Genomic DNA, 12,538 nt, shown 5'->3' with positions numbered 1-12,538 from the left:
TCCTTTTTTCATAATACCAACTATTAAACTATTTGAACACATGACATTCTTCATCGCACTTATATTGTTCCTGATTTTCCTCTTTCTATCCTCCATACATTTCTACTGGGCTTTTGGCGGAAAATGGGGCTCTACAGCCGTCATCCCGACAAAAGATGATGTACAACCTGCCATGAATCCGGGAATCATTGCAACCCTGATCGTTGCCTTCGGTTTATTCGGATTCGGAATCTTGCCATTAATCGTTACCGGAACAATTCCTTTTCAGCTCCCACACTGGCTGGAAGAATCAGCGCTGTGGATCATTGCCGGGATCTTTCTTTTCCGCGCAATCGGTGATTTCAACTATGTGGGTTTCTTCAAAAAGCGTAAAGACACTGCATTCGGAAAGAATGATACAAAGTACTATTCACCTCTTTGCCTGCTAATCGGAGTCCTGGCTGTTGTTCTCATGTTGTTTACAAGCTGATTTAGAGCGCATTCTCCACAATCTCATCCACCACAAAAGGATCGAGCAGTGTAGAAGTATCTCCCAGGCTCTTCATATCACCCTCTGCAATTTTCCGCAGGATCCGGCGCATAATTTTCCCTGAGCGCGTTTTAGGCAAACCGGAAACGAACTGGATCTTCTCAGGAATTGCAATCTTTCCGATTTCAGCTACTACCGACTCGATAATCTCTCCACGTGCAAAATCCTGGCTTTCCGAAGGAATCTCGCGATCACAAACTACAAATGCATAAATGGATTGACCTTTCACAGGATGCGGATACCCGACAACTGCCGATTCGATAACCAGTTTATTCGTATTGATCGCGTTTTCTATTTCAGCAGTTCCAAAACGATGACCTGAGATATTAATGACGTCATCAACACGGCCAATAATGCGGTACATTCCATCTTCATCACGTTTAGCTCCGTCCCCGGTGAAATAGTATCCGTCGTAATGTGAAAAATAGGTAACCCTGCAGCGTTCATGATCGCCGTAAGTTGTTCTTAAAATTGAAGGCCAGGGGAATTTGACACACAAATATCCTTCTTCGTTTGCACCTTCAATTTCTATTCCTTCCTGGTTCAATAAGACCGGTTGAATTCCCGGTAAAGGATATCCCGCAAATGTTGGTTTCTGCGGTGAAATATTTCCAATTCCCGAAATCATGATTCCACCGGTTTCTGTCTGCCACCAGTTATCAACTACCGGACAGCGCTCTTTTCCAACGTGTGTATGGTACCACTTCCAAGCTTCTTCATTGATTGGTTCCCCAACTGTTCCGATAACTTTCAAAGAATCCAGGCTATAGGAAAGCACGTGATCATCTCCAAAAGCCATTAAGGAACGAATTGCTGTCGGTGCGGTCAGGAACTGGTTTACGCCGTATTTATCGATTACCTGCCAAAACCGGCCCGCATCAGGGTAAGTTGGAATTCCCTCGAACATAACTGTCGTGGCGCCACTTAATAAAGGTCCGTAAACAATATAGGAATGCCCGGTGATCCAGCCGATATCTGCCGTGCACCAAAATACATCGTTCTCTTCGTACTGATAGACATTCTGAAATGAATAAGCGGTATAAACCATGTAACCACCACAAGTATGTACAACTCCTTTCGGTTTTCCGGTAGAACCAGAAGTGTATAAAATAAACAAAGGATCTTCCGCGTCCATTGGTTCGGGAGGACATTTCTTCTCCTGGCCGGCAATCGCATCCGACCACGAAATGTCTCTGCCCTCTTTCATATGCGGCTGCCATCCCAAGCAATCAAAAACAATCACTTTTTCAACGCATAGTGTATTTCCCAGGGCTTCATCCACAACACGCTTCAACGGAATTTGTTTGGATCCGCGATTTAAGCCGTCAGCTGTGATAACCAGCTTTGCCTGTGCGTCATTAATTCTATCAGCCAAAGATGTTGCAGAAAACCCGGCAAAAACTACCGAATGAATTGCACCGATCCGGGCACATGCCATCACTGCGATCGCCAGTTCAGGAACCATCGGCATGTAAATACAAACGCGATCGCCCTTTTCCACTCCTTGTTTTTTCAAAGCATTCGAAAACACACAAACCTGTTCGTATAATTCCCTGTAAGTGTAACTAACGAATTGTTGACCGGGATCATTGGGCTCCCAAATAAGTGCCGGTTTATTTCCGCGCGCCTCCAGGTGACGATCCAGCATATTTTCCGTGATGTTAAGCTTTGCACCTTGATACCATTTAATATCCGGTTGGGTAAAATTCCATTCCAGAACCTTGTCCCATTTCTTCATCCATTGAAACTCATTGGCAATATCTTCCCAAAAGCCCTCAGGATCCGAAACACTTTGTGCGTATTTTTCCCGGTATTCTTCCAGGGTTTTGATCTGCATTTTATTCATCACTTCAAATTTATTCGAGAACTTAGAGTGAGCAAGTTAACAATTTGACATAAAAAAACCCTGACGATCTTGTCAGGGTTTTAATTATTTTTTACTCATCAATTTTGTACTTCTTAAAGAACGAGTCCCAATCCCAGAGGAAATTCACCATGATCTGATCCATTCGTTTCAGGAACAAGGGGTTTGGAGATTGCAGGCGTCTGAAATATTCATCCTGGAAATCATTCAGATCGTATTTTTGAAACACTGCTTTAGACATCGCATAAACCATGTTTTTGGAAGGATGGTTGATCCGTTGCATAAATTTCTGGTATTCTCTCACTTTCGCCTCTGCATCAGCAGCTGAAACTCCCATAAGGGAACCCATTTGTTCGAAAATAATTTTTTCAATCCTGTTTGCCTGAACTGTTTCAAAAGTTGTTTCCAGTGACGAAATATTTGCAACAACAACAATCATTGTGAATTGCCCATTACGGTCGACAGGAATTGAAGGCGAAGAAACAAAAGCTAAATCTTCGTTGATCAGATCCACAACCTCAACAAAACCATTGTCGACGATCTCGAAAATCCCATTCAGGAAAACATTCGCTATTTGTTTGTCTGACAATCTTTTTTTTAATAGTGTCCCTAGCATAGGCCCTGCATTATTCGTTCTTACAAATTTAGGTGAGAAGCCTCTGTTATTTTTAAATCATGTTATTTAAATGTTAACTAAGTTATTAACATTATTTACCCAAGTTTTCACAATCTTTCAACGTTTTCCTTTTTTGGTTGTACATTTAATAAAAAGCGCAGTTATGATGAAGGTAATTCCATTTGTTTTCTTTTTACCTGTTCTCCTCGTCCTATTCTCCTGTTCCGGTGATGAAAAAAGTCCCAATGACGATTCCAATAAAATAATTACTCTTAACGGAACCCAGCAGCGCGATACCGTATTTTTAACTTTTAGCATTCCTGAAAAAATCATTCGTGCTCAGCGAACAGGAAAACTGGAACGTCTTGTTGAGAGTCCGGAATTCAGGAAAAACAGTTTACTTGTTCAATATGATGATTATGACGCATTTGTGGAACTGAGCGGGGAAAAAGAAACCCTGAAAGAAGATTTGACCAATCAAATTAATAATCTTCCGAAAGCTTTACTTCCCGTGGAAAAGAAATGGCGCGATTTTGCAGGTAAACTTACCCCGGATAAATTGACCCCAGATTTTCCTACTTTGGAATTCAAGGAAGAAGCTGCATTCCTGGAAGAAGCAAAAATTGAAGAAAAATACCGGGCTATTCAGCAGAAAGAACAGGCTCTCCAAAACTATTTTCAGTTGAGTACCGAAGATGGATTTATCATAAAAGCACATGCACATACGGATGATTATGTTAAGAAAAATAAGCCATTAATTTCTTATCACCCGAAGAAAATCAAAGTAAGGGCAGAAGCTTCCTTCCCCCTCTCAAAATCAATCACAAGACAAATCAAGGCAGACTTGCTGGTCAGAGTTCCAGCCAGCCAGGTAAAAAAGGTGCAAATGTCCTCAACGAAAATCACTTACACATTGACCTTGGATCAGAAATTGGATCCGAAGATCTGCCCGAAGTACGTAATTGTCAATCAGGATCAGAATGCCTTTCATGTACCGAAGGAATTCATTGGAGAAGGACAAAAAGTAAGTGTTATTGGAAAAAAAGATCCGCTTCAGGCATATTACAAGAACGGCAAGTATTTTATTTACAGTGACCAGTCTTCTTTAAAAATCCAACGACCTTGATTTAATGTAATTTCGCAATTTTGGCAAATTGTCATTTTTCAAAATTGCAACATTGCAATATTGCCATGTTCAGTCCAATTACTGACTAGGATTCAATCACTTCTTTTTGATGAAAAAATTATCCTGGTATTCGATCGGGTAACTTTGGATAACAATGGTATCGCCACGGTAAAACATTGGTTCATAACTGTTCTTAGCTCCAAAGAGCACATGATTCTGATCATCCAGAAAAGGCATTTTGGTTTCGCTGAATGTCATTTTCCGCTCTTTTTTTCCATTCTTATAAAACAAAATCTGATCCTTTTTATTGATCGTGACCGTAAACATGTCTTTCCCATCTTTTGCATAAGAAACAGATCGGTCTGCAACCGATTTGTAAAATTCGTAGTCTCCTAATAGTTCGGGATAAACATTTTCAATTAGTCCGTCACTTTTGAACGAGCAAAGAAGTAAAGCAATACCAATGATTAAAAAAAACTTTTGCATCATAAAACGAAAATACCCAATTTATTTCATCTTTTATTCCTGCTTGACTGAAGTACACCCATGATTGATTTTATTGTATATTTGATTCAATGAGAAAAGGGAACTCTTACCTACTTACCGGACTTTTCGTAGCAGCATGTACTTTCAGGTTATTTGCTCAGGACATTCATTTTTCTCATCTTAACAGACAGCCAATTTATCAGAACCCGGCAAATACGGGACTTTTCGCAGGAGACATCCGCCTGACCGGAAATTACAAAGATCAATGGAGAAGCGTTACCGTACCTTTTCAAACCTTTGCTGCTGCCGGAGATATGAAATGGAAACAAAAGGGAATCAATTTTGGTGCAATTCTCTTTCACGACAATGTGGGAGACGGATTCTATCAGACATTGGAATTGTTGGGAAGTGTTTCCAAAAACCTGAAATTAAACAGTGATTCCACCCAGACTTTGAGCGTCGGGATCCAGGTTGGTTTGAATTACCGGAAAGTAAACATGGACAAGTTTTACTTCGACAATCAATTCAACGGACTCATTTTTGACGCCAGTTTACCAACCAATGAGTCTTATCAAAACGACAGCCGTGCAAACCTTACGAGCGGAGCAGGAATCGTACACTCCTATTACTACGGTAAAGCAAATTCGCTAAAAACCGGAATCAGCGGTCACAATTTAAATCGCCCGAACCAGGGTTTTTACGGATCTAAAGTTCCGAGAGACATTCGCCTTAGTTTCTTTTCCCAATTAGATCATGCAATCAATAAAGAATTGGCGGTTATCCCGGGAATCGGGTTCAATCTACAGGGAAAATACAGGGAACTACTGATCGGATCACAGGTTCGCTACACCCTGATAAACAAACTGGGAACTTATCGTGCAGTTGACGGTGGCTTGTGGTTCCGTTCAAGGGATGCAGTTGTCGTGAGACTGGGGCTGGCGATGCAAAACTGGTCGGTAGCAGCAAGCTATGACACCAATATTTCCAAACTTATTCCTGCCAGTACAGCTCGCGGAGGATTAGAACTTTCCGTAGAATACATCATTACACGTTTTAAACCCAAAAAAGTTATTCACCGCATATGCCCAGATTATATTTAATCCTTTTTGCTTTCATTTCATTTACCGGTTACGGACAAAATCTGTTGGGGAAATACCTGGATTTTGCAGATGAGCAATATGCAAAGGGAGATTACATTTATGCGCTTCAATATTATGAAAAAGCAATGGAACTCGATTCCAACAGTGTGAGTATTCTTTGGAAATATGCAGAATCACTCAGAGCATATAAAGATTACCGCAGAGCAAGCTATTATTACCAAAAAGTTTACGAAAAGGAAGAAACGGCAATTTACCCTTCCAGTTTGCTTCAATGGGCATTGATGGAGAAACACAATGGAAATTACGAAGCGGCAATCGAATTATTTAAACGGGCGAAAAAGAAATACTCCAAAGACAAACGCACTTACAACTACCTGAAATCGAAACGGGAACTGGAGTCTTGCCTGTGGGCCCAAACGGCTTTAAAAGACACCGCTGACCTGGAAAAAATAGAACTCCCCAAAGGACTGAACACGGTGAATTCAGAATTCGGACATACGATCTCTCAGGGACAGTTCGTGCTTTCATCCATGAGAAGCAAGAAAGAAAATATCGGGGAAGAAATGCTGGACGATAATTATAAAAACAGGCTTTATTTCACCGAATGGAAAGATAGTTTAAAAGAAGTAAATCCGGGATTATTGGAAGCTCTGAACAAGGCTGAAATCAATACCGGGAACGGGTGTTTTTCGCCTGATGGAAAGCGATTCTACTACAGCAATTGCGGCGGCAATGAAAACCAGTTTAATTGTCAAATTTGGGTTTCTTCCTACCAAAACGGAAAATGGTCCAACCCCAATCCACTTAGTGAAATCGTTAATGAACCCGGAACAAACAATACAACACCAACCATCGCCGTAATTGAAAACGAAGAATGGCTCATTTTTTCTTCCAATCGCGAAGACGGAAAGGGAGGAATGGATTTGTACTATTCCGTTATGAAAAACAATGGAAATCAATTCTCCAAGGTCAGGGCACTCAATGCTGCAAACTCATTGGATAATGATATCAGCCCGTTTTATAACCCGGATAAGAAGCGTTTATACTTTTCCTCATCCTGGTTCGACGGATTTGGCGGATACGATGTTTTCTACACAGAGTTAAAGAACGGACGTTTTGAAGCTCCCCAAAACTTAGGCCTGCCTTTCAACAGTCCGGCAAATGATTTGTATTATTTTGAGGACCGCGACAGCATGTATGTTTCAAGCAACCGGCTTGGGGTTCAATATGTAAAAAACCCAACTTGTTGCAGCGATATTTTCGGATATAAACATCCGCGAATCATCATTCCGGAAACCAAGAAAGAAACATTGGCCGAATTAAATAAGCGCTTACCCGTTACCCTCTATTTCCATAATGACATTCCGGATCCGCGTTCAAAAGAAACAACCACCAAAGTAAATTACATCAACAGCTACAACGATTACATTGCCATGCTTCCCGAATACCGGAAAGAATATTCAAAGGGTTTGAGCGGGGAAAAGGTCGTGGAAGCGGAAGAGGATATCGAAAGTTTTTTCCTTCAATACGTCGAGCAAGGAGTGAAAGACCTGGTGTTGTTTCAAAGTCTTCTTCTGGAAGAACTTCAAAAGGGATTTCAAATCCGCCTGAATATCCGCGGTTTTGCTTCACCCTTGGCAAAAACAGAATACAATGTTGCTTTAACTCAGCGAAGAATTATGTCTCTGGGGAATTATTTAAGAGCATATGACAATGGGATTTTTGCTCCTTACCTGGACGGAACATCCTCCAATGGAGGAAAATTGGAACTGGTAGGGGTTCCTTATGGGGAATACACCGCAAACCAAATCACGAGTGACAATCCGAATGATGTGAAAAACTCCGTTTTTTCAAGAGCGGCAGCCCGGGAACGGAAAATTGAGATCCAGAGCGTGAGTTACCTGGAAACGGATTCCATTTTCTTCTTTGTTGATTGTGTGCCGAATGTGATTACACTTGGAAAAATACAGCAAGCAGAACAAAACTTTCAATTTTCTGTTCACAATAATCACGAAAAAAACCTGAAGATTACAGCAATAAAAGCAGAGAACGATTACCTGGATTTTACCTACAAAACAACTATTTCTCCTAAGGGAAATACAGTGGTTCAAGTCAGTTCTGTAAAAAAATTGCCCGATGGGATTTTCTCCTTTCCGATTCTAATTTATTTCGAAGGATATAGCACGCCGATCCGCCTGATGGTACTGGGAGAAACACCCAAGTAGATTTTATTGGATTGAATCCCGATAGCTATCGGGATAAAATGTATCTTTGCTTGTAAATTCAAACTATGTCAGGAGAGAATGGTGAGTTGCCATTGGCGGCTCGTCCAAGATTGAAATTTATAGATATGGCTCGTTCGATAGCCATTCTAATGATGCTTGAAGGCCATTTCACCGGTTCTGCACTTGCTGATAAATACCGGGATGATAACAATTGGCTCTTTAGCTTTTGGCATAATCTGCATGGACTTACTTCTCCCCTGTTCTTTTGTGTTACCGGGGTTGTATTCATTTATCTGTTGAGCCGCTCAACGGATGAACCTTATTTCCAGAATGAACGCGTAAAGAAAGGATTCGGGCGGGTTAGAATGCTCTTATTCTGGGGTTACCTGATCCAATTTGACCTGATCACATTTATCCGGGATACGTATTACGGATTTGAAGATATGATCAAAGGCGGAACACGCGGATTCGTTTATCACCTGGATTGGTTCCAGGCCTTTCATGTACTGCAATCAATCGGGTTCGGGATTTTCTTCCTGCTACTAATTTTCGGAATTTACAAGATCATTAAAAGAGGCCCGCTTTATTTGTATTACCTCATTGGAGCATTGGTTATTTTTATCATTTACGGATACCTGAAGGAACATATTAAGCTTTATGGTGTCATGGAGGGAATAAAAACTGCTAAGGATCCAAGTGCTTTTATCCCGCAGGGAGCTCCGAAATTCATCCAGAACATGATCTATGGTGAATTCTCCGACTTCAGTTTTGTTCGTTATTCAGGATATGTACTGATGGGAGGAATGATCGGTGCAATCATTAGACAATACGAAAAGAATGTGCGTAAATGGTGGTTTGGAGTCACATTCCTGGTGATCGGTTTATTTTTCAATATTGCATCGCAATCACTTTTCCATGAAATAGATCAGTTTACCAACTGGATCGGATTGACAGCTCACGGGTGTTTTGAGAACAATACTACAGGTTTTGCGCGAATGGGCCAGGTTGCTATGCTTTTGGGATCCTTAATGCTCATCGATGCAAACTTTAAAATCAACGCACCTTTGTTCCTGAAAATGGGGCAAACAACCTTCCCTGTTTATATCGTTCACGTAATTATTCTTTACGGTGGAATTATTGGCATAGGACTTGATCCGTCAGATTGGTATCATCGACAGTTTAATCCGTGGATTGCAATTTCAATATCCGCGTTCTTTATTACTGTTTTTGTTATAATGGTGAAGTATATCGAGCCATTAACCGAGTTGTATTATAAAGTCTTTGGATTTTTCTATCCTAAACGAAAAAAGCTTCGTAAATGAATAGGTTAGCCTTATTTTTTTCCTTAATCACCAGTCTTAGTTTTGGCCAGCAGCCTACGAATGTTCTTTTTATCGGGAATAGTTTCACACACATGAACAACATGCCTAAAATTTTTGAGCATCTTGCCAAATCAAAAGGGAAAAATGTTTATGCGGACTCGATTGCTGTAAGTGGAAGTACCTTAAAGGCACATAGTGAACGTCCGAGTACCTATGCCAAAATGAAGAGCCGGAAATGGGATTATGTCCTGATCCAGGGATTCTCCAGGGAGTTTGCAGAAGACAGTTCCATCGTACTGAAAGAATCAATACCCTACGCAAAAATCCTTATTGACAGCGTACTTAAAACAAGTCCCTGTGCACAGGTCTATTTCTATATGACCTGGGGATACGAAAAAGGATATCCTGAGCAAGAAGCAAATGACACGTATCAAAAAATGCAGCAACGGATCTGGAACGGATACATGCTGATGAGTGACTCATTGCATTACCCGGTCATTCCGGTGGGCATGGTTTGGAAAAATATTCGCGAAATGCATCCGGATATTGACCTTTATTTCACCGACCGCTACCATCCCAATGCTTTGGGAAGTTTTACAGCCGCTTGTACTGCATTTACATCTATTTTCAAGGAATCACCTGTTGGAGGAACAGCTCCAAAAAGAGTTGACAGCACCTATTGGAAAATAATTGAACAGGCAGCAGCTAACGTGGTTCTGAAAAACCTGAATTTATACAAATTGAATCAAACGCGTGTTTTCAATATAAAGGAAACTCCTGTACTTGATTTCAGAGTCAAGGAAACATGGCTGGCTGCACAGTTCACCAATGAAACAAACGACAAAGGTGAGTATTATTGGGATTTCGGAGATGGAGTGACTTCAACAAAGAAAAATCCGAAACATTATTATAAAACCTCAGGAACTTACACCGTGACTTTACACATGAGACAGAACTGCAACAACTTCACATTGAAGAAAAGGGTAACCGTTTCAAACAAAATAAAAAGAGCGAATAAATAGCTATTAGTCATTAATACAATCATACTTCGTTCTGCAAACTTCGTATGATAAAAAAGGTGACAGTAGCAGACTTTACAGTCGCTACGTCTCAAGGTGACAGTAGCAGGCTTTGCAGTCGCTGCGTCTCAAGGTGGGGTATCTATGCTTTATCCATACTCTATCCATACTCTATCCATACTCTATCCATACTCTACCTAACTTATTTTTCACTTTATAGATTGGAATATTCTCCAATACGTTGGATTGTACCGGACTCATAGATTATTCCGAATGAGATTTCAGAACACGAACCTATTTAAATGGAGTCTTTCAGATAAAACTGGAACTCAGGTGTGCGGTATTGCTTAGTGATAAATTTCTGGATCCTCGCATATTCATCCTGATCGAGGATTGTAAGACTGCTTGCTCCTACCGGGCTCTTTCCATATATAGCGGAATACATTGTACAAGCAACCAAATAAGAACCTTCGTACGATGGATGTGAATTATCCTTCATGTACAAATCTGCTTCCGGATAAGCAATCGCATAATTTCTCCAAACTTTTCCTACCGGGATAACCGGGACTTTGTACCTGTTTCGCAGGTTGTTATATCCAGCAGCAACTGCACTCAGCATAGAATCCGGGTCTGAGAAACGCTTTGTTTTCGGATCACCTTTCCGGTATGGCCAGGTCATATAGAAATACACCTTAGCATCCTTTTGATTTTTTTGGATCATCTCCATCATTTTATCCAAGGCAGGATAGGTCTTTTTTTTGAATCGTGCAGAATCCCGCAGCATATCCCTGGAAGATCCCTGAAGGACAATTACATCCCAATCCTGGTTATGTAAAGCGCGGTATAATTTTTTCCTTTTCGATTGAAGATAAAAGGTATACTTTCCGCGGGTTATGTGAGACACGCTGACTTCTTCACCTTTCGATTCAGCAATCTCCTCGAAAATTTTGGGCATGTTATTCCGATAGGTATAACTGTTACCTACGAAAAGTACATGTGTTGTTTTTTTAGATTCCGAGCATGAAAAACATACAATCAGTAGCAGAACAAATAAAAAACTATTTGTTCTGCCTAAACTTCTTCTATGCATTTTGAATATCCTGTGCAATTTGAGCCAATTCTTCCTGGCTTAAACTCAATTTCTCCTGTGAAAAATTCATATCGGCAATTCCATTAATCGGAATTAAATGAATATGTGCATGTGGAACTTCCAAACCGATTACGGTAACACCTATTTTCCGGCATGGAAAAACCTTTTTTATTTTATGTGACACGGATTTGGCAAAGATCATCATTGCTGCGAGGTCTGCGTCATCCATATCAAATATATAGTCCGTTTCCTTCTTAGGAATCACCAAAGCATGTCCTTTTCTCAAAGGCATGATGTCCAGAAATGCCAGAAAATCATCATTCTCGGCGATCTTATGACAAGGTATTTCTCCTGATATGATTTTTGAAAAGATCGTAGCCATTATCTTGCGATATCCATTACCTCAAACTTCATAATTCCGTTTGGTGTTTGTACGTCTGCAATGTCTCCTACTTTTTTTCCAAGAAGTCCTCTTCCGATCGGTGAATCTACAGAGATTTTTTTCTCCTTCAGATCTGCCTCACTTTCAGCAACCAAGGTGTACTCCATTTCCATATTGTTATTCACGTTTTTGATCTTAACACGTGACAATATGAAAACCTTTGAGTTATCAATCAATGTATTATCGATGATTCTTGCTTTGGAAACCAGTTCTTCCATCTTAGCAATTTTCATCTCTAACAATCCCTGCGCTTCCTTTGCTGCATCATATTCGGCATTTTCAGACAAATCTCCTTTGTCTCTTGCTTCTGCAATTTGTTCCGATATACGGGGACGTTGCACTGTTTTCATTTCGTGCAATTCATCCTTCAACTTCTTCAGGCCTTCTTCTGTATAATATGCGAAATCTGACATAATTCTTTCTTCTGTTGTAAGCTATAAATAACAACAAGAGAGCCCAATGGACTCTCCTGTTGCAACAAATATATGTTTTTTTATTTATCGAAACAAGCCAATTTCTCTTATTTCAACTTGTTTTTACTGCCAAACTGAAGTTTTATATTCAGACTAATCAACTAAATGAATAGCTGAAAAACGAGGAGGCATTGTCTCATTAATATTCGTTTTACTTACAGAATGAATTAAATTGTTTCAAGATCGACCTGGCGCATTCCTCCGAAGAACTTCACAATACGCTCACCAACTCCCGGAACTTCTACA

General features: G+C 40.4%; 11 protein-coding genes and 1 pseudogene. 6 read left to right on the top strand and 6 right to left on the bottom strand.

What is annotated here, in order from left to right:
• The first annotated feature begins 40 nt into the window (after window positions 1-40).
• Complete coding sequence (locus K0S23_RS05500) at window positions 41-469, top strand: DUF3995 domain-containing protein (RefSeq protein WP_300355388.1); 429 nt, start codon at window positions 41-43, stop codon at window positions 467-469.
• Between the two features lies 1 nt (window position 470).
• Here K0S23_RS05500 and acs read toward each other — a convergent pair.
• Both acs and K0S23_RS05490 read right to left on the bottom strand, forming a co-directional pair.
• Window positions 471-2,387, bottom strand: a pseudogene (acs, locus tag K0S23_RS05495) (acetate--CoA ligase); the annotation flags it as partial.
• Window positions 2,388-2,466: 79 nt separating this feature from the next.
• On the bottom strand, window positions 2,467-2,982 hold the full coding sequence (locus K0S23_RS05490; protein WP_300355386.1) for a hypothetical protein: 516 nt from the start codon (window positions 2,980-2,982) through the stop codon (window positions 2,467-2,469).
• 190 nt (window positions 2,983-3,172) lie between these two features.
• Here K0S23_RS05490 and K0S23_RS05485 point away from each other — a divergent pair, with 190 nt between their 5' ends.
• Window positions 3,173-4,135 (top strand): hypothetical protein, encoded by a 963-nt coding sequence (locus K0S23_RS05485; RefSeq protein ID WP_300355384.1) that lies wholly within the window; start codon window positions 3,173-3,175, stop codon window positions 4,133-4,135.
• 96 nt (window positions 4,136-4,231) lie between these two features.
• On the opposite strand, the gene K0S23_RS05480 is transcribed toward K0S23_RS05485, so the two are convergent.
• Window positions 4,232-4,624: a hypothetical protein gene (locus K0S23_RS05480; protein ID WP_300355382.1), complete on the bottom strand. Its 393-nt coding sequence runs from the start codon at window positions 4,622-4,624 to the stop codon at window positions 4,232-4,234.
• An 86-nt stretch (window positions 4,625-4,710) separates the two neighbouring features.
• Here K0S23_RS05480 and K0S23_RS05475 point away from each other — a divergent pair, with 86 nt between their 5' ends.
• The 4 genes from K0S23_RS05475 (at window position 4,711) to K0S23_RS05460 (ending at window position 10,290) form a co-directional block, all read left to right on the top strand.
• A complete protein-coding gene (locus tag K0S23_RS05475; RefSeq protein WP_300355381.1) occupies window positions 4,711-5,721 on the top strand; it encodes a PorP/SprF family type IX secretion system membrane protein in 1,011 nt (336 codons plus the stop codon).
• Complete coding sequence (locus tag K0S23_RS05470; RefSeq protein WP_300355379.1) at window positions 5,703-7,946, top strand: hypothetical protein; 2,244 nt, start codon at window positions 5,703-5,705, stop codon at window positions 7,944-7,946. Before K0S23_RS05475 ends, K0S23_RS05470 begins: the two co-directional genes overlap by 19 nt.
• Window positions 7,947-8,011: 65 nt before the next feature.
• Window positions 8,012-9,268 (top strand): acyltransferase, encoded by a 1,257-nt coding sequence (locus K0S23_RS05465; RefSeq protein ID WP_300355377.1) that lies wholly within the window; start codon window positions 8,012-8,014, stop codon window positions 9,266-9,268.
• Window positions 9,265-10,290, top strand: a complete 1,026-nt coding sequence (locus K0S23_RS05460) for a DUF4886 domain-containing protein (RefSeq protein ID WP_300355375.1) — start codon at window positions 9,265-9,267, stop codon at window positions 10,288-10,290. Before K0S23_RS05465 ends, K0S23_RS05460 begins: the two co-directional genes overlap by 4 nt.
• Window positions 10,291-10,585: 295 nt before the next feature.
• Here the strand turns inward: K0S23_RS05460 and K0S23_RS05455 are convergent, their stop codons facing one another.
• Genes K0S23_RS05455 through greA form a run of 3 tightly spaced genes read right to left on the bottom strand, consistent with a single transcriptional unit; the run spans window position 10,586 to window position 12,232 of the window.
• Window positions 10,586-11,377: an SGNH/GDSL hydrolase family protein gene (locus K0S23_RS05455; RefSeq protein ID WP_366944287.1), complete on the bottom strand. Its 792-nt coding sequence runs from the start codon at window positions 11,375-11,377 to the stop codon at window positions 10,586-10,588.
• Window positions 11,370-11,759, bottom strand: a complete 390-nt coding sequence (locus tag K0S23_RS05450) for an HIT family protein (RefSeq protein ID WP_300355371.1) — start codon at window positions 11,757-11,759, stop codon at window positions 11,370-11,372. Before K0S23_RS05450 ends, K0S23_RS05455 begins: the two co-directional genes overlap by 8 nt.
• Entirely contained in the window at window positions 11,759-12,232 is a 474-nt protein-coding gene (greA, locus tag K0S23_RS05445) for a transcription elongation factor GreA (protein ID WP_300355369.1), read from the bottom strand. Before greA ends, K0S23_RS05450 begins: the two co-directional genes overlap by 1 nt.
• Window positions 12,233-12,538 lie beyond the last annotated feature (306 nt).

Source organism: Fluviicola sp., from assembly GCF_029266855.1.
In the GTDB taxonomy this organism is placed as follows: Bacteria; Bacteroidota; Bacteroidia; order Flavobacteriales_D; family Crocinitomicaceae; genus Fluviicola.
This window is presented reverse-complemented; position numbering and strand designations above follow the sequence as displayed.